We start from the raw sequence: 16,979 nt of genomic DNA on the forward strand, positions 1-16,979 counted from the left end.
GGAGGCGGTCACCCCATTCGGGCGAGGTTGGGATGGGGGTCGTGCGGGGACCCGTGCGGGGACGTTCGACGCCGGCCGTCCGCGCGAGGTGAGCGCGGTGGGTGGGATCCCGGGCCCGGCAACTGGGAGGAGTGGACCCGATGGTGGACGCGACCACGAGGTTCTTCGAGGACCTGGACCGGCGGGGGTACGAACCCCTGCTGGCGAAGACCTCCGGGACACTGCGTATCGACCTGCACGAGGGGGCGCAGACCCGGCACTGGCTGCTGAGGATCGACCACGGCCGGCTGAACGTGAGCCAGGAGGATCGGGAGGCCGACACCGTCATCGGCGCCGATCCGGTCCTGTTCGACGACATCGCCTCCGGGCGTGAGCACGGCTTGGCCGCGTTGTTGCGGGGGGACATGACGGTGTCGGGTGACGCTCGTCTGGTCGTGCAGGTCGAGCGGATCTTCCCGGGTTCCCCGGACGCCCGTGGGCCCCGTCGCCGCTTCGTCGGGGAGGTGCACTGATGGGGCAGAGCAACACGATCCGGATCCTGGACGGCAACACGTTCGTCGTCTGCGAGGACACCGGTGACATCGAGGCGACGCCGAGCGAGCCGACCGGGCTCTTCTCCATCGACACCCGGTTCCTGTCGACGTGGGTGCTGACCGTCAACGGTGAGCGCCTCAACTCGCTCTCCTTCGACGACCTGCAGTACTTCGAGTCGCGGTTCTTCCTGGTGCCGGGCATGGCCACGCACTACGTGGACGCGAAGCTGTCGATCATCCGGGAGCGCGCGGTGGGGAGCAGCTTCCGGGAGCAGCTCACCATCCTCAACCACGACGAGAAGCCGGTCGACCTGGAAGTACGGATGGACGCGGCGTCGGACTTCGCCGACCTGTTCCAGGTCAAGGACGAGATTCTGAACAAGAAGGGCGAGATCTACACCGAGGTCGAGTCGGACCGGCTGCGGCTGGGGTACCGGCGGGGCAACTTCCGGCGGGAGACCATCATCTCCTCGTCGATGTCGCCTCGGTACGACAGCAAGGGGTTCGCGTACACCGTGCACCTGGAGCCCAACGAGCAGTGGGAGGCCTCGATCCACGTCGAGACGCACGCGGTCGGGCCCGGTGGCCGGGATCTGCGTCTGGGTCTGCGCATGCGCGACACCGAGCGGCTCGCCCTCCAGCACGACCTGGAGCAGTGGATCGCCGACGCCCCGAAGGTCAACAGTGAGCACGGTCGCGTGGCCAGCACGTACCGGCGCAGCCTGATCGACCTGGCCGCGCTGCGCTTCTCACCGCTGTCGCTGGGTGGGGCCACCCTGCCGGCCGCCGGTCTGCCCTGGTTCATGACCATGTTCGGTCGGGACAGCATCCTGACCTGCCTACAGACGCTGCCGTTCACCCCACAGCTGTCGAAGACGACGCTGCGCATCCTGGCCTCGCTCCAGGGCAGCCGGTTCGACGACTTCCGGGACGAGGACCCGGGTCGCATCCTGCACGAGATGCGCTACGGCGAGACCGCGGCCTTCGAGGAGCAGCCGCACTCGCCGTACTACGGCTCGGTGGACGCGACGCCGCTGTTCGTCATTCTGCTCGACGAGTACGAGCGGTGGAGCGGGGACGTCGCGCTGGTCAAGGAGTTGGAGCAGGAGTCCCGGGCGGCGCTGAAGTGGATCGACAACTACGCCGACCTGGTGGGCAACGGCTACATCTGGTACGAGCGGCGCAACACCGACACCGGTCTGGAGAACCAGTGCTGGAAAGACTCCTGGGACTCGATCTCCTACTCCGACGGCACCCTTCCGCCGTTCCCGCGCGCCACCTGCGAGGTGCAGGGGTACGCGTACGACGCGAAGGTCCGCGGGGCACGGTTGGCCCGCGAGTTCTGGGATGACCCGGAGTTCGCCGACCAGTTGGAGCGGGAGGCGGCAGAGCTGAAGGTGCGGTTCAACCGGGACTGGTGGGTGGACGACGGCGGGTACTTCGCCCTGGCCCTGGATCCGGACGGCCGCCAGTGCGACATCCTCAGCTCCAACATCGGTCACCTGCTGTGGAGCGGGATCGTGGACTCCGAGCGGGCGGAGAAGCTCGCCGAGCACCTCGTCGGGCCGCGACTGTTTTCCGGTTGGGGCGTACGCACCCTGGCCGAGGGGGAGACCAGGTACAACCCGATCGGCTACCACAACGGCACGATCTGGCCGTTCGACAACTCCTTCATCGCCTGGGGTCTGCGCCGGTACGGCTTCGCCGAGGAGGCCGCCACCATCGCGAACGGCATCCTGGACGCGGCCACGTACTTCGACGGCCGGTTGCCGGAGGCGTTCGGCGGCTACCCGAGGGAGCTGACGAAGTTCCCGGTGGAGTATCCGACGGCGTGCAGCCCGCAGGCCTGGTCCACCGGCACGCCGCTGCTGCTGTTGCGCACCATGCTCGGTCTGGAGCCGCACGAGGGGCACCTGGCGGTCGAGCCACGACTGCCGGTGGGCATGGGGCGGATCGAGGTGTTGGACATTCCGGGTCGGTGGGGTCGGGTGGACGCTTTCGCCCGGGGCCGACTGGACCTGGACAACCTCGACGGCTGAGGAACCGACCGACGAACCGGCGGTGGCACGCGGGTCGTGTCGCCGCCGGTTCGCCACCGAGCCGAACCCCAGCCCGGCAGGGTAGATTCTGCGGATGCCGGAGCTCGTGTACCCGCCCGTTATCGCCACCGCCAAGACGATGTTCCGTCTCCTCGACCTGAAGATCACCATCGAGGGCGCCCACCACGTACCCCGCACGGGCGGGGCGGTGTTGGCCAGCAACCACGTCAGCTACCTCGACTTCATCTTCGCCGGTCTGGGCGCCAACGCGTCGGGTCGGCTGGTCCGGTTCATGGCCAAGGACTCGGTCTTCACACACCGGATCTCCGGTCCGCTGATGCGGGGCATGCGGCACATCCCGGTGGACCGGCAGGCCGGCGCTGCCTCGTTCCGTGCCGCCGTGAACGCGCTCAAGCAGGGGGAGGTCGTCGGCGTCTTCCCGGAGGCGACGATCAGCCGGTCGTTCACCGTCAAGGAACTCAAGAGCGGCACGGTCCGGATGGCCCGCTCGGCGAAGGTGCCGGTGTTGCCGGTTGCGCTCTGGGGCACCCAGCGGCTCTGGACCAAGGGTCGGCCCCGCACGCTGACCCGACGGCACACGCCGATCACCATCCTGATCGGCGAGCCGATCAACCCGGCGGACTTCCCGGACCCGAACGTGCTGGCCGCCGAGCTGACCACCCGGCTCAGCGCTCTTGTCGACCGGGCCCAGCGGGACTATCCGGAAAAGCCGGCCGGTCCGGAGGACTCCTGGTGGCAGCCGGCACACCTGGGCGGCACCGCGCCGACACCGGAGGAGGCCGCAGCTCTGGACGACGCCGCCGAGCACAGCACTCCCAGCGCCTGACGTCGACGTGGCCGGATCGTTCCGCACCTGGGCATGATGGTGTCTCCCGGTCCGGTCGTCATCCGGTCAGGATCTTCAGTCATGAGCAGAGCAGCACTCGTCGTGATCGACGTCCAGGAGTCCTTCCGTCAGCGCCCGATCTGGGCGTACGGCTCGAACCCCGACCTGGTCCGCCAGGTCGAACGGCTGGTCGCCGCGGCCCGGGAGCGCGGCGACCTGGTGGTCTGGGTCCTGCATTCCGAGCCCGGCACGGGTGGGCTGTTCGACCCCGACCTCGGGCACGTGCGGCTGATCGACGGGCTCGTCCCGGTCGACGGTGAGCCGACGCTGGTCAAGACGGCGCACAACGCGTTCACCACGACGAACCTTCAGCAGGTGCTCACCCAGGCCGGCATCCACGACCTCACCGTCTGCGGCATCCGCACCGAGCAGTGCGTGGAGACCACCACCCGGGTCGGCGCGGACCTCGGCTACCGGATGACATTCGTCACCGACGCCACGTTGACCTTCCCCATCCCACACCGGGACCTCCCGGAAACCGCCACGGTCGCGGAGATCCTCGCCGACCCGCGCACCCTGACCAACGAGGAGATCGTCACCCGCACCGAGTACGCGCTGGCTGGCCGCTTCGCGACCATCCGTACCGTGGACGAGGTGACCGGCGCGACCCTCGCCGGTACCCGGGGCTGACGCGATGACCCGGGTCGTCTTCCTGCTGGTCCCGCAGGTGCATCTGCTGGACCTCGCCGGGCCGGCCCAGGTCTTCTCCAGCGCCGCCGACCTCGGGTTCGACTACCGCCTGCACTACGTCGCCGAGCGGGAGCAGGTGCCCACCGTGCAGGGCGTACCCCTGGTCGCCGAGACCCGGTGGCCCGAGCTGACCCCGGACGACCTGGTGATCGTGCCGGGTTGGCGGCCGTCGGCGCACGGGCCGGAGGGACCGGTGTCGCCCGCTGACCTGCGGCGGCTGGCCGACCACCACGCGGCCGGCGGCACTGTCGCCAGCGTCTGCGCCGGGGCGTACGCCCTCGGACGCGCCGGGCTGCTCGACGGCCGACGGTGCACCACCCACCACGAGGTGCAGGACGACCTGGCCCGCCGTCACCCGGCGGCCCGGGTGGTCCGCGACGTGCTGTACGTGGTCGACGACCGGGTGGTCACCTCGGCTGGCATCGCCAGTGGCATCGACGTGGCGCTGCACCTGGTCGCCACCCGGCACGGGCCCGGGGCCGCCGCGAAGATCGCCCGCACGCTCGTCGTGTACGCCCGCCGTCACGGGCACGAGCAGCAGGCCAGCGCGATGATGCGGCACCGCTCCCACCTGTCCGATTCGGTGCACCGGGTGCAGGATCTGATCGACAGCCGGTATGACGAGACACTGCCACTGGCTGACCTGGCCGCCGCCGGAGGTCTCGCGGAGCGGACGCTGACCCGGCTGTTCCGGGCGGCCACCGGGCTCACTCCGCTCGGCTACCAGCAACTGCTGCGGGTGGAACGTGCCGAGCACCTGATCGGGCACGGCGCGACGGTGGAGGCCGCTGCGCGGACCGTCGGCTTCAGCGATGCCCGGATGCTGCGCCGCCTGCGAGCCCGCCCCACGAGGTCGGCTCCGGCCCCGAACGGTAGTAGTCGTCCCGGGAGTGGAACTCCACCGGCAGCGAGCCGGGCAGCGTGACCCGGGTTTCCCCGGCGAGGAGGGCGGGGCCGGCCCGCAGCAGCAGCACGTCGCGCTCCTGCGCCGAGAGGTCGACCAGCTGGGGGTGGGTGAGCCGGAACATGGCCACCGCCCGGCGGATCTGCTGAGCCAGCGCCGCGACCTCGGCCGGCGGCCCACCGAGAGCCAACGCCGGCTGTTGGATGGTGCGCAACGCGTCGCAGACGATCAGCAACTGCGAGGGTGTGTCCTGCTCGGCCGCCGGCAGCTCCAACCGGGACGGCCACTGCCAGCGGATCTGGCCGCTCATCAGGCCGTTGAGTCGGGCGGGTGGCCGTGCCCGGGCCGTCTCGGCCACGACCAGCGACAGGTGCGACCCGCTGCCCACCCAGCAGATTCGCTGGTCGGTGATGGTCACCGCGACCGGCTCGGGTAGCTGCCACCGGCGCCGCACCTCGCTCGGCCCGAGCAGGTACCCCGCCACCAGCAGGCGGTGGTGGCCGAGGACCCGCTCGCCGGGGACCGGGCGCAGGCTGTAACGGCGATCCAGGATCGGCCCCACATCGTCGTCGGGCGCGTCGAACCGGTGGGGACCGATGAAAAAGGGGGACGCGTCGGCGTGCATCGTCACGACCTCCCGTTCGGCTGGCTGTGATGAGAAGCCTGTCGGATCGGAGGCCCGCTGTCATGACGCCTGTTAGGGGGTCGGCCGGTCGTGCGTCGCCTGTGACCGGTAGATGCCGATCTCCTCCGGGCGGACGAGGCCGTCCTCGATCGCGCGGGCGAGTAGTGCCGCCTTTGTGGCGGCTGGCCGCCCCGCCCGGGTGTACTTGATCCGCGCACGGTCGACGTACTGCTTCACCGTGTGCTCGCTGATCTGCATCCGGCGGGCCACCGACGCCTTGGACATCGACTGGAACCAGAGCAGCAGCGCCTCACGTTCCTTGTCGGACAGCATCGGCCGATCCGGCCGTGGGTCGCCGACCATTGCCCCGGCCAACGCCGGTGGCACGTACGGCCGGTCGCTCGCCGCGGCCAGCACGGTCGCCACGCAGTGCTCCCGTCCCTCGTGCTTGGCCAGGAACGCCGCCGCCCCGGCGTCCAGCGCGGCGAGCATGGTCTGCGGGTCGGTGTGCTCGGAGTAGACCACCACCCGCCGCCCGGCGGCGCTCAGCTCGGCCAACTTGTCCAGCGCCATCCGCCCGTGCAGTCGCAGGTCGAGCAGGACGACGTCGGCGTCCGGAGCGGCCCGCAGCACCTCGTCCGGGTCGTCGCCGGTGGCCAGCACGGTCAGCCGCGGCTCGGTGGCGAGCCAGGCCCGGACACCCTCGACCACGACCGGGTGGTCGTCGACGATCGCCACCCCGATCGGCCGTCCGTCGGTCATCGCCGCCACCGGGTCTGCGCCCATCTGATGTCCCCGTCCCGTTCGTAGAGGTGCTCCACCTGCCCGCCGTCGTGTTCCGCGAGCGGTGGCCCGGTCGCCTCCGGCCCCTCCCGGTCCGGGGTGACCAGGCTGACCACCACCTCGTTCGGGCCGGAGACCACTGTCAGCCGGGCCCAGCCGTGGGCGTCGGCGAGGGTGGCGGTGAGCGGGTCGGCCAGCCGACGTCGGATCTCCACCGGCAGCGGTGGCGGGTTCCCGATGGTGACCAGGTCGATCGGTAGGCCGTTACGTTCGGCCAGGTCGGCGGCAGCCCGCAACTCATGCAGCAGCGGGTCGGGCACGTCGTCGGACTCGGCGATCAGACGGCGTAGCCGGGCGGCGGCCAGCACGCTGCGGCGTTGCACCTCCGGGTCGTTCGGATCGGCCTTACCGTCGGCCAACTCCCCGAGCACCCGCCCGGCTGCCGAGCTGACCAGCGCGAGCCGGTCCCGGCGGTCCCGGCGGCCACGTTCCGCGGCGTCGCGCTCCGCCGCCAGCGCATGGTCGGCAGCCGAGACGGCGGCCCGTTCCCGAGCCAGGGCGACGATCGCGGTGCTGCCCACGAACACCGCCACCGGCAGGGAGAACGTGCCGTAGACGTACATCACGTAGCGGGCCACGTCGGTCGGGTCGGCCCCGTGCCCGAGTACGGCGACCAGCGCGATCACCGCATGTGTGCTCAGCAACGCGATCAGGCCGACGACGCGCCGCCCCCACACCGCCAGCACGAAGAACCAGCCGAGCGTGCCCCACACCCAGTTGGCGGCGGTGAACAACTGCCCCTCGCCGGCGGCGGCGAAGACAGCCGCGTCGACGACGAGGAGGAAGCAGGCCAACGGCCAGGGCGGCAGCGGCGAGCCGCGCAACAGGCGCAGCCCGGCCACCGCGCCGACGACCGCGACCAGCACCCACGCGCCGACCACCACGGCCGGCGCGGCGAACTCCGAGCGGGCGGCCAACACCGCCGGCAGCCCGATCGCGACGTGCCACACCAGCGCGATGGCGACGGCGGCGATCCGGGCACCCCGGTCGGACGCGTGCGCGACGGCCGCCGGCGCGGCGAGCCCGCCGGCGGCGACCGGCTCCCGGGGTGCCGGCACGCTGGTCCGGTCCGGTGCCTCCGGTTCGCCGGTGGTCTGCGTCGGCGTGCCGAGGTCAGCCGACACCGGGCCACTCCAGTCGGATCCGTGTGCCCGCACCGGGCGCCGAGTGCACGTCGGCCCGCCCGCCGATCGCCGCCATCCGGCCGCGGATCGACTCGCGTAACCCGTACCGGTGAGGTGGGACGGTGGCCGGGTCGAAGCCGGGACCGTCGTCGGCGACCTCCACCACGACGCCCACCGCGTCCCGGCTCATCCCCAGCGTGACCTGCGCTCCCGGCGCGTGACGGACCACGTTGGACAGCGCGGCGTAGGCGCTCTCGCTGATCGCGTCGGCAACCCCCGCCGGAACCGCGTACGACTCCAGGGCCAGGTGCACCGGAAGCTCGGGCAGACGGTTGACCACCGTCCGTAACCGCCCGTCCAGCGGCACCGGGCCGTCGCCGGCCACCGGGCTGACGTCGGTGAGTGCGACGAGGGTACGCAGGTCGGCGGCGCACCGTTCACGGAAGGCGGCCGAAGGCCCGGGCACCGCGCCCAGCCCCACCATGGTCAACGTGCCGAGCACTGTGTCGTGCAGGTCGCGGTTCTGCTGGCGTTCGGCATCGCGGGCGGCCCGCGCGACCAACGACTCCCGGGTCAACAGTTGGTGCTCGACGAAAGCGCGGTCCGCACGGCCGATCCGTCGGCGCATCACCCCCGCCATCATGGCGGTGCAGAGGGTCTGCATCAGCAGGGTGGCGGCGTGCGCCCGGGCTTCGGTCGGATTGCCGGCCGCCTGCGCTCCCGTCACGTACGTGGCGACGACGAGCAGCCCGGCCGGGATGGACCAGCGCGCCGGGGCGGTGGCCTGTGTGTTGATCACCGTGGTGCTGGCCAGCACGGCGATCCAACTGCCCTCGCCGGGCAGGACGCCGGGCGCCACCAGGACGGGGATGAAGAGGCAGGTCAGCGCGGTGACGGCGACGTCACCGGCGACCAGGTTCGGGCCGATGCCGTGGCGTAGCGCGCGGTGGGCGTACCAGATCGACCAGCCGGTCAGCGCTGCCACACCGGGCAGCAACAGGGCCGGCTCGACCGGCGGGGTTTGCACCGACAGGGCCACAGCCGCGCCGACCAGCCCGCAGGTTAGCCGCAGGATCGCCGGCAACGTGGTGAAGATGAGGCCGAGCGCCCCGCCGGCCGGGTTGTCCAGCGTGGTCGGCGGCACGGAAGAAGTGGCAGTGCCCGGCATCGGGAAGTGTCCTTCCGGCAACGACCCGGTCCGGGTCCGCGCGGGCGGAGATCGACATCGGACAATAGCATGCTTTACTGCGAGCGCCGACCACTTGAGTGCATAGTGTCGCTAATGTGTCACTCTGTGCTGCGGGGTTGAAGCAGGTCCCAACGGTTGCCGTAGAGATCGATGAATACCGCTACGGATCCGTACGCCTCGTGGCGCGGCTCCTCCACGAAACGCACCCCGGCGGCCACCATCCGGGCGTGGTCCCGGGCGAAGTTCTCGGTGTACAGGAACAGCCCGACCCGGCCGCCGGTCTGGTCGCCGACCCGAGCCTGCTGCTCGACGGTGCTCGCCCGGGCCAGCAGCAACGCCGTCTCCCGGGCACCTGCCGGCCGGACCACCACCCACCGCGAACCGTCCGGTCGGGGGGTGTCCTCCACCAACTCGAAACCGAGGCCGCCGACGTAGAAGTCGATCGCCTCGTCGTACTCCCTGACCAGCAGCGCGACAAGTCCCAGATGTGCCATTCGGCCATCATGACGGCGGGCGTCGCGGGCCCGACCGGCAGCCTGCCCACCGGTCGCCCGCGTCACCCCGCCGCTCGTCAGGCGAACCCGATCGGGGTGGACTGGATGAACCAGTTGACGTGCCGCTGACGCTCGTCCATGGCGTTGCCGTAGTCGATGGCCGCGTACCGACGTCCGGTCTCGGGCATCGTGAAGCGCTCCTGCTTCTCGACCCCGGTGCCCGCCACGATGCGCACCACATGGTGACCCGGAGCGACCCGCACCGGGAACAGGACCCAGTTGTGCTGATGCTCGACCGCGAAGAGTCGATCGACGATCTCGGACCCGTCGATGCTGACCGCGAGGGCGACCGGGTCGTCCTTGAACGACTGGTTGCTCACCCAGAGGTGCAGGTCCGCCTGGTCGGTCTCCACGAGGCGCACGGCCGGGGCGTCCGGGCTCTGTGACACGGCTGGGCTTGGCGGTGGTGGGTTCGGCACGTCGTCTTCCTTGGTGCACCCCGCCGCGGCGAGGACCACCGTCACGCTGAGGGTCGCGGCGCGCAGTCGGTCCATTCCGCTGTGACGCCCGAGGGTTGCTGTCGGTTCCGTTGGTGGTCGGCGGAACCGAGCGTGCCCGTCGTCCGTCCCATCCTCGGGTGGAGAGGTGGTGAGCCGGATGCGCTCGTCCCGGACGGCACTGGCGGTCGCGCTGCTCGGCGTGGCGCTGGGTGGCTGCGGTGGCACGACAACGGCACCGGGCGGGGACCAGGAGCCCGGCCCGGCCGAGATCGTCGATGAGTGGACCTCCTGCGCCAAGGCGGCACCGCAGGCCGGCGAGGTGATCACCGTGCCGAACACGGCGACGCCGGCGCCGGCCGTGCCCGAGCCGAAGATCGGACGCATCGACCCTTCGTTCACTCCGGTCGCCGTGGTGCTCTGCGGGCGGGAGATCCGGCCGGGTGCCAACGGGGGGCAGGAACAGACCGCCACCGAGCGGCGCGCCGAGGAGACCACAGCGCTACTCGCCGCGCTGCGGCTGCCCGACCAACAGGCCGACGGGGAGAACGCCTGCACCCTCGACTTGGTCATCCCACCCTGGTTGGCCCTCGTCGACGGGCAGGGCCGCTGGCTGCGGCCGTACCTGCCGACGGACTCCTGCCGCAAGCCGCGTACCGAGGTGACCGCCGCGCTGGCCGGGCTGCAGTGGAAGACGGTGGCCACCCGTACCGTCGGGCAGATCGAATCCCCGGCGGCCGAGGCCGCCGGATGCGCGCAGCGGTGGTCGGACATGGTGTGGGTCGAGACCCGCAGCGGAGGTCCCAAGCCGCCGGCCTCGGCCGTGTCGCCGGCCGCCGGGCCGCTGCGCCTCTGCGTTTACGAGGTGCCCGCGTCCGAACAGGGCGGCGACAAACCGGCGGGAGATTTCGTGTACGGCGGGCCGCTACCTGCCGAGCGTCAGGCGGGCGTGCTCCGGGGCCTGTCCAACCGTCGAGCGGTGGCCGACTGCGCCACTCCGGCGACCCGGTTCGCGGTGCTGCGCCCGCTCGATGGGACCACGGCCGGACCCGACCGGTACGTGGAACTCGACGGCTGCCGGCGTTTCCTGGTCGCGCTCCCGACCGGTGGGGCGCAGCTCGGTCAAGGTGACGACGCGTTAGCCAAACTGCTGGGGCCGGTCTGACCGTCGGGGGGTCGCGCTACCGTCCGTCCATGGCAGCTCGAATCTCTTTGACCCTCGACTCCACCGACGCCCAGGTGCTCGCCGCGTTCTGGAAGACCGCTCTGGGCTACATCGACGAGCCACCACCACCGCCCTTCGCCACGCGCGAGGAGTGGCTGGCGCAGTACGACCTACCGGAGGACGACGTACCCGAGGACGGCGCGTGGCTGTGCGACCCGGACGGGGTCGGCCCGTACCTCTCCATCCTCAACGTCCCGGAGCCCAAGACCGCGAAGAACCGGCTGCACATCGACATCCGGGTGCCGGGCCACGGCAGCCCCGACGAGCGGTGGGCTCGGATCCGGGCCGAGGCCGATCGTCTGGTGCGGGCCGGCGGGACCGTCCTGGTCGAGGTCGACCACCAGCATGTGGTGATGGCCGACCCGGAGGGCAACGAGTTCTGCGTAGCGGCAGCCTCAGCCTGATTGCGGTGTCACCAGGTGTCCGGGCGGTCGAGGTCTCCCGCTGGCCGGTAACCGCCGAGGATCGTCAGGCCCTCCGCCTCGGTGTAGCCGCTGCCCCAGCCCGTGCGGAACGCCTCCACGACGCAGGGTCTGACGGTCATCTCCAGCACGTCGCTGCCCTGCCGGCGAGCCCGGTAGGGGCCCGCGACGAGGTCACCGGATCTGGCGTCGTTGCCGTCCGGCGCGGGCTGCGCCCGCACTGTCAACCAGCGACCGGTGTCGTCGCCGACCACGAGCGAGGCTTCCACGAAACGACTGTCCCGCTCGCGGCCGAGCGTGACCGAGCATCCGAGCAACCGTCCACCGGGCGGCACCGACTCCAGGCGGAACGGCACGACGCAGCGGCGGGCAGTGTCGAACCTGACCCGGGCAGCGGTGCCGGTCGCCTCGTCCTGGGTGGTCGCGTACGTGTCCAACTGGGCCCACAGCCCGCCGACGGGTTGCCACCGCACGAACCACAGTTTGCGGTCACCCGACGGGTCGAACCAGGCGACCCCCGGGCGGTCGCCGACCCGCGCCTCGGCACGTGGCTGCGGTCGCCCGGCCGAGGACAGTGTCTGTTGCAACCCGTCCAACGCCGTCGTGCTGCGCGCCAACGCGAAACGCGCCTGCCCCTTCGGGCCCCGGAACTCGACGCTCTCGGTGCCGCGCCCGGCGCTCCACGTTGCCCACTCGGCACCGTCGACCAGAGCCTCGGTCGAGAAGTGCACAGTTGCGGGATCGGCGCCGACCTCCTCGGGGCGTGCGATGGCACCGCTCTGCCCCGACGCCTCCGGCAGCATGAGCGCCGCCGCCGGCATGATCGGGTCGTCGCTGCCCCGACCGGTAGGGAACGCCAGGACGACCGAGGTGACGGCGACACACGCCGCCGCCACGCCCCCGGCGATCAGCCCACGACGACGCAGCCTGAGCCGGCGACCGCGATGACGTGCGTGCTCCACGATCGGCGTCGGGTCGACGTCGCCACCCGCGCGCTGCTGGAGAGTCGCGGTGAGCTGCTGATCGAGATCGCTGAACATCAGAACTCTCCTGTCCGTGCGGGGGTCGGTGCTTCCTGCCGCTTTCGCAGCGTCGCCAGGGCACGCTTCGCGTGCGTGCGAACGGTGCCGGCCGAACAGGCGAGGATCTCGGCGATCGACGTGTCGTCGAGGTCCTCGTAGTAGCGCAGCACGATCACGGTGCGCTGACTCCTCGGCAGCTCACGGACCAGCCGCCACAACGCGTCGCGCTCGGCCACCACCGCCGCCTCGTCCGCGGCGCCCGCCCAGTCGGTCACCGCCGCGACCGAGACCTCCCGGCTGCTGCGCCGCCGCCACCACGAGTGGTGGGCGTTGACGAGCATCCGACGGACGTACGCGTCCGGCCGGTCCGTCCGGGAGATCCGCCCCCAGCGGGCGTACGCCTTTGCGAGGACCTCCTGAACCAGGTCCTCGGCTCGATGCTCGTCATCGGTCAGCAGTCGGGCGAGCCGCACCAGCGCCGAAGTGCGAGCGAACGCGTACTCCTCGAACGTCACGCCCTATTAACGCCGTAGGTCGACCGGCCCGTAGACACCCGCCGGTGTTTCTGTCGGCTGCGCAGCGTCTGCCCTGCCCGTCGGCGGGCTGCACGGCCGACGGGTCTGCCCACGTCGGCGGAGAAAATCTCTGCTCGAAAAGCTAGATATTCTTTCCGGCCTGAGCTAGCGTTTCTGAGGTCGAAGACGGAGCAAGTAAAGACGCTGACGTGACCGCCCCGCACGAGGGCGAAGGGGTCGGGCCAGGAAACTCGTGGCCCACTCGGTTCGATCGCAGTTGGTTTGTGCACGAGAAGTTGCGGGTGAGGTCGACGTTCGTTCAGGGCTTCACCCGAGGTGAGCAGGGTTCGTCGTACGTGTCAGAGCCATGAAGTCGCGTGGGGCTCGGACACCGACGGACAGCACAAGGAACGGCAGAGGAAATCAGAGGCAAGGGAGGGCATTACACCGTTGGATCGCCCGCTGTCAGCCGCAATCAATCGTGGGCTGGGCGCGGACACCGCAGTTTCCATCGAACGAGAGGTGGTCTCCGGTCACGCTTATGCGATCCTCGCACCCGATGCCGTCGTTGACGGCTGGTGCGGACAAGACAAGCCGACGCTCTGTCGGCAGATGGTGTTCCTGACCCACAACCCTTGGGCCCCGGTGCTTTTGAGCACCGGGGCCCTCGTGATGGAGGTTCCATGACCCAATCCGACGACATGCTCGACGACGAGGACTACCCCGCCTACACCATGGGCCGCGCCGCCGAGATCCTCGGCTGCTCGCAGGACTTCCTCCGTCGGCTCGGCGAGGCGAAACTGATCGACCCGCAGCGCTCCAGCGGCGGACACCGCCGCTACTCCCGCTACCAACTGCGCCTTGCCGCGCGGGCTCGGGAGATGTGTGACCAAGGCACCGACATCGCCTCGGCCTGCCGGATCATCATTCTCGAGGACCAACTCGAAGAGGCCCTTCGACGCAACGAGCGCTACCAGCAGGGCTGAACACACCCGATGCTGGTAACGCTGAGCGCAAGACCAGAACCGGTCACGGTAACCTGTCGGCCCTGACCGGCGGTCTTGTCTCTACGAATGGCTGTATGGCGCGGCGGGACGCCGGCCCCAGTACGGCGGGAGAACGGGTGGCGCTCAAGAAGCGGGGCAGTAGGCCGATCGTTGTCGACGGGATCGGCTACCGCTGGTTCGTTCGCCCGAAGCCGACGTACAGCCAGGGCTTGACGTGGTCGCCGCTGAGTTTCGCCGTTGAACGGGCGGACCCGCCTGGCTGTGCCACCCTCATCGTCCGGCTGGCGTCCCCTCATCCCGGCAACTGGATGAATGCTTCGGCATCGCTGGTGCTGCCCTCGGCGGTAGCCAGCGCCATACGACAAGCGCTTGACTTGGGCTGGCAGCCGGATCATCCGGGATCGCCGTTCATGCTGGGTTTCGGTGATGAGGACCAGAGCCCGTAGCCGGATTCGCATCAACGTGCGGCCCGGCGATGCGTTGCCGGGGCAGTCCCCAGAACCGGAAAGCCGTTTCGCACTGCTGCTCGACCGTGCCGATTTCCTCGGCGTCGGCCGGAGCGAACAGATCGACCTCCTCCAGCGCGCCATCGGTCGGCCCCGACGCCAGGACGTACCCGAAGCGGCCGTTGCTGAACTGCCTCAGCAGGCCTGAAGGCCACACATTCGGTCGCGCTCCTTGGCAGCAGAGATTGAACCCGTGGACTTCCAACCGTCGCCTGATGCCAACGAGACAGACCAGTAGATCGAAACCCTCTTCCTCCAGAACGAAATCGCCGCTGGTGAGGACGACACGTGCTGGTGCAGCGTCGTAGATGGCAACGGTCGACTTCGCCGTGCTGCCTGCCTCGTCCACGATGTCCAGCTCTAGAAGCTCACCGGGCGACACGGCATCCACCGGATCAGCCTACGGTGTGAAAGCAGATCTCTGCGGAGGGTCGGGAGCCGAAAGCTGCTGACCTGCGGCGATGTGGGTGCGCCGGGAAGGCCAGCGTTGTCGGAGGGTTTTGGCCGTACAAGTGGAGTGGGGGATGGGGTGAGTTGGGTTGCCAACGTGATGCTGTCGGTAGGTCCGGAGGACGGCCTCAACGCGGAGGCGTTCAGCGGATGGCTCGACAACGAGTGCCCCCGTCGCGAGCCAGGTATGAGGCCGGGCGGCTGCGGCCACCTGCGCCTGATCACCGCTGCGGACAACCAGTGGGGCGGACGTAAGAACCCCGAATGTGAGGTGTTCGCTGGGGCGCTCAACCACGCCGACCTCGCCGCTGTTGTGGAACATTTCGGTTCTGTAGCCTGGCGCAACCCCAATGCGGTGCAGCTCTTCCTGATGGACCAGGAGGATGGCTTCTTCCGCCTCTGGATGATTCGCAACGGCGCCCCGCGGCAGTACACCCCGTCGTCGCCAGACGAGGAGGACGACGAGTTCTGGCCCACCGCCGGGTCGTAGTCGTAGTTCGGAAGACCGCGCCGACCGCCGTGACGCCAAGACGTCTGCGCCTCGCGGACGCTCCGATCTCGTCTCGTGATCGCCGCGCACCACGGTTACTGACCCACGGACGGCCCGTCGTGGCCTATGGCGGGTTCCTCCACGTCGAGGGCATCCAGCCAGCCGTAGTCGTAGCCGAGGTGGTCCAAGCGACTCCGGAGCCAGTTGCGTCTACGCCCTGCCGAGACCCGCCACACGTACCGCAACCCCTCCGCAGCCCGATCCCGCCGTTCGGGAGCGAGGTAACCGGGCAGACTGTGGCAAAGGTCGGCGAGTTCATTGATCCGAACAACTCGCCTGGCCAGTGCCTCTGGCGACTGCTCGTCGGTCAAGGGCGATGTCTGGAGACGAATCTCCATGAACGCGAGGTGCAGCAGCATCGCCACCGCGTCTTGGGTCGCTGCCTCGGGTGGCTCCTGTGCAGACATGGGCTCTCCTCGGCTGAGGAATGGCTGTACGAGGCCGTGGTGATCGTCTCGACCGGGCGTGGGAAGCCGCTGACCTGCGGTGAAGAAGGTGCGCCCGGCAGGATTCGAACCTGCGGCCTTGGGATTAGAAGTCCCCTGCTCTATCCGCTGAGCTACGGGCGCGTGTGGCGTGGGTGTCGCGCCCAGAGGGTACCGCCGTCCGGCTGCCCGGCGGCGTAAAGGGTGCCCGCGTCCACGTTGCCGAGCAGGGTCTCACGTCGGCCGTGCGGCGGGCATCCGGGTTACCCGGAACCAACGTGACCTTGGACCGTACCGTTGCCTGGTGTTGCTGGATTCCGACTCCGAGAGCGACGTCGCCTACGAGCTGTGCCAGGTCGTCGGTCGCGCCATCCTGCCGTACCGGTCGGGCGACGCCTTCGGTACCGCCTTCTTCTTCCAGGACGGCGACGACCCGGTGGGGGAGTCCCTGCTGACGGCGGCCGACCTGGTGGGCGCGTCGGGTGGTGAGCTGGGGTTGCGGGCGAGCGTCACCGAGCCGGCGGGGGTCGCCCCGGCGGTCGTGTCCGAGGCCGAGATCGTGCCCGGTTGGGCCCGTTTCCCGGGCGACGGGGTCGCGGTGCTGCCGACCGGCGGCCTCCACCGCTACGCCGGCGATGGCGGCTGGCGCTGGCGCGTCCAGCCGGTGCCGGCGGGGATCGCCGCCGGGCCCGAGGTGGTCGCCCGCCTCGGCGCCGACGCCGGTTCCGCTTTCGTGCTGGCCCTTGGGGTACGCGAAGACGGCTCCCGGCCGCTCGAGGTCGCGATCGAGCGCGTGGTCCGCGACGCCGACGCCGTGCGGATCACGACCGAACTGCCACCTGGGTACGTCGGCGCGCCGGTCTTCATCGTCCAGCCCGACGCGACGGGGGAGGTCTCGCTGTACTGCCTCGGGCTGGTGCTACCCGGCGTCGACGGTCACCCGGTGGCGACCTTCGACCGGATCCGCGCGGTCCTCCCGGTGACACCCGGTGACGTCTGAGCCGCGTCGCCT

The 16,979-nt window shown here is 70.3% G+C and carries 21 protein-coding genes and 1 tRNA gene; 11 read left to right on the forward strand and 11 right to left on the reverse strand.

The genetic code is table 11. The features are described from left to right. Positions 1–140: 140 nt before the first annotated feature. The 5 genes from FHU34_RS07380 to FHU34_RS07400 all read left to right on the forward strand — a co-directional run bounded on the left by FHU34_RS07380 (position 141) and on the right by FHU34_RS07400 (position 5,094). On the forward strand, positions 141–512 hold the full coding sequence (locus tag FHU34_RS07380) for an SCP2 sterol-binding domain-containing protein (protein WP_145779289.1): 372 nt from the start codon (positions 141–143) through the stop codon (positions 510–512). Next, complete coding sequence (locus FHU34_RS07385) at positions 512–2,572, forward strand: amylo-alpha-1,6-glucosidase (RefSeq protein WP_145779290.1); 2,061 nt, start codon at positions 512–514, stop codon at positions 2,570–2,572. Before FHU34_RS07380 ends, FHU34_RS07385 begins: the two co-directional genes overlap by 1 nt. Positions 2,573–2,666: 94 nt before the next feature. Then, positions 2,667–3,419: a lysophospholipid acyltransferase family protein gene (locus FHU34_RS07390; RefSeq protein WP_145779291.1), complete on the forward strand. Its 753-nt coding sequence runs from the start codon at positions 2,667–2,669 to the stop codon at positions 3,417–3,419. An 81-nt stretch (positions 3,420–3,500) separates the two neighbouring features. Beyond that, a complete protein-coding gene (locus FHU34_RS07395; protein ID WP_208744936.1) occupies positions 3,501–4,109 on the forward strand; it encodes an isochorismatase family protein in 609 nt (202 codons plus the stop codon). A gap of 4 nt (positions 4,110–4,113) precedes the next feature. Further along, positions 4,114–5,094: a GlxA family transcriptional regulator gene (locus tag FHU34_RS07400; protein ID WP_145779292.1), complete on the forward strand. Its 981-nt coding sequence runs from the start codon at positions 4,114–4,116 to the stop codon at positions 5,092–5,094. Here the strand turns inward: FHU34_RS07400 and FHU34_RS07405 are convergent. The 6 genes from FHU34_RS07405 to FHU34_RS07430 all read right to left on the reverse strand — a co-directional run bounded on the left by FHU34_RS07405 (position 4,976) and on the right by FHU34_RS07430 (position 9,902). After that, the gene (locus FHU34_RS07405) at positions 4,976–5,698 is read right to left on the reverse strand and encodes a hypothetical protein (protein ID WP_145785473.1); all 723 of its coding nucleotides are present in this window, start codon (positions 5,696–5,698) and stop codon (positions 4,976–4,978) included. The genes FHU34_RS07400 and FHU34_RS07405 overlap by 119 nt on opposite strands. Before the next feature lie 72 nt (positions 5,699–5,770). Continuing rightward, complete coding sequence (locus tag FHU34_RS07410; RefSeq protein WP_145779293.1) at positions 5,771–6,484, reverse strand: response regulator transcription factor; 714 nt, start codon at positions 6,482–6,484, stop codon at positions 5,771–5,773. After that, on the reverse strand, positions 6,457–7,665 hold the full coding sequence (locus FHU34_RS07415; protein WP_145779294.1) for a hypothetical protein: 1,209 nt from the start codon (positions 7,663–7,665) through the stop codon (positions 6,457–6,459). The genes FHU34_RS07410 and FHU34_RS07415 overlap by 28 nt, the downstream gene beginning before the upstream one ends. Beyond that, on the reverse strand, positions 7,655–8,833 hold the full coding sequence (locus FHU34_RS07420) for a sensor histidine kinase (protein WP_145779295.1): 1,179 nt from the start codon (positions 8,831–8,833) through the stop codon (positions 7,655–7,657). Before FHU34_RS07420 ends, FHU34_RS07415 begins: the two co-directional genes overlap by 11 nt. Positions 8,834–8,952: 119 nt before the next feature. Further along, positions 8,953–9,348, reverse strand: a complete 396-nt coding sequence (locus tag FHU34_RS07425) for a VOC family protein (RefSeq protein ID WP_145779296.1) — start codon at positions 9,346–9,348, stop codon at positions 8,953–8,955. A gap of 77 nt (positions 9,349–9,425) precedes the next feature. Beyond that, entirely contained in the window at positions 9,426–9,902 is a 477-nt protein-coding gene (locus tag FHU34_RS07430) for a hypothetical protein (protein ID WP_145779297.1), read from the reverse strand. A 94-nt stretch (positions 9,903–9,996) separates the two neighbouring features. On the opposite strand from FHU34_RS07430, the gene FHU34_RS07435 reads away from it, so the two are divergent. Together FHU34_RS07435 and FHU34_RS07440 are read left to right on the forward strand one after the other, a co-directional pair. Then, entirely contained in the window at positions 9,997–11,010 is a 1,014-nt protein-coding gene (locus tag FHU34_RS07435; RefSeq protein ID WP_145779298.1) for a hypothetical protein, read from the forward strand. A 29-nt stretch (positions 11,011–11,039) separates the two neighbouring features. Further along, positions 11,040–11,474, forward strand: coding sequence for a VOC family protein (locus FHU34_RS07440; RefSeq protein WP_145779299.1), 435 nt, complete (start codon positions 11,040–11,042; stop codon positions 11,472–11,474). 8 nt (positions 11,475–11,482) lie between these two features. On the opposite strand, the gene FHU34_RS07445 is transcribed toward FHU34_RS07440, so the two are convergent. Both FHU34_RS07445 and FHU34_RS07450 read right to left on the reverse strand, forming a co-directional pair. Beyond that, a complete protein-coding gene (locus FHU34_RS07445) occupies positions 11,483–12,532 on the reverse strand; it encodes a hypothetical protein (protein WP_145779300.1) in 1,050 nt (349 codons plus the stop codon). Then, positions 12,532–13,029 (reverse strand): SigE family RNA polymerase sigma factor, encoded by a 498-nt coding sequence (locus FHU34_RS07450; protein ID WP_145779301.1) that lies wholly within the window; start codon positions 13,027–13,029, stop codon positions 12,532–12,534. The genes FHU34_RS07445 and FHU34_RS07450 overlap by 1 nt, the downstream gene beginning before the upstream one ends. 683 nt (positions 13,030–13,712) lie before the next feature. On the opposite strand from FHU34_RS07450, the gene FHU34_RS07455 reads away from it, so the two are divergent. Both FHU34_RS07455 and FHU34_RS07460 read left to right on the forward strand, forming a co-directional pair. After that, entirely contained in the window at positions 13,713–14,015 is a 303-nt protein-coding gene (locus tag FHU34_RS07455; RefSeq protein ID WP_145779302.1) for a helix-turn-helix domain-containing protein, read from the forward strand. A gap of 137 nt (positions 14,016–14,152) precedes the next feature. Beyond that, a complete protein-coding gene (locus tag FHU34_RS07460; protein ID WP_145779303.1) occupies positions 14,153–14,482 on the forward strand; it encodes a hypothetical protein in 330 nt (109 codons plus the stop codon). Here the strand turns inward: FHU34_RS07460 and FHU34_RS07465 are convergent. Beyond that, entirely contained in the window at positions 14,445–14,933 is a 489-nt protein-coding gene (locus tag FHU34_RS07465; RefSeq protein WP_145779304.1) for a hypothetical protein, read from the reverse strand. The genes FHU34_RS07460 and FHU34_RS07465 overlap by 38 nt on opposite strands. 138 nt (positions 14,934–15,071) lie before the next feature. Between FHU34_RS07465 and FHU34_RS07470 the strand changes: the two genes are divergently transcribed. Beyond that, positions 15,072–15,482, forward strand: coding sequence for a squamosa promoter-binding protein 15 (locus FHU34_RS07470; protein WP_145779305.1), 411 nt, complete (start codon positions 15,072–15,074; stop codon positions 15,480–15,482). Between the two features lie 95 nt (positions 15,483–15,577). Here FHU34_RS07470 and FHU34_RS07475 read toward each other — a convergent pair whose 3' ends face one another. Further along, positions 15,578–15,949: a hypothetical protein gene (locus FHU34_RS07475; protein ID WP_145779306.1), complete on the reverse strand. Its 372-nt coding sequence runs from the start codon at positions 15,947–15,949 to the stop codon at positions 15,578–15,580. Positions 15,950–16,038: 89 nt separating this feature from the next. After that, positions 16,039–16,111: transfer RNA gene (locus FHU34_RS07480), tRNA-Arg, on the reverse strand. Positions 16,112–16,271: 160 nt separating this feature from the next. Between FHU34_RS07480 and FHU34_RS07485 the strand changes: the two genes are divergently transcribed. Beyond that, positions 16,272–16,967 (forward strand): hypothetical protein, encoded by a 696-nt coding sequence (locus tag FHU34_RS07485; protein ID WP_145779307.1) that lies wholly within the window; start codon positions 16,272–16,274, stop codon positions 16,965–16,967. The last annotated feature ends 12 nt before the right edge of the window (positions 16,968–16,979 follow it).

Origin of the sequence: Micromonospora taraxaci (assembly GCF_007830095.1) — a bacterium.
Classification (GTDB): domain Bacteria; phylum Actinomycetota; class Actinomycetes; order Mycobacteriales; family Micromonosporaceae; genus Micromonospora; species Micromonospora taraxaci.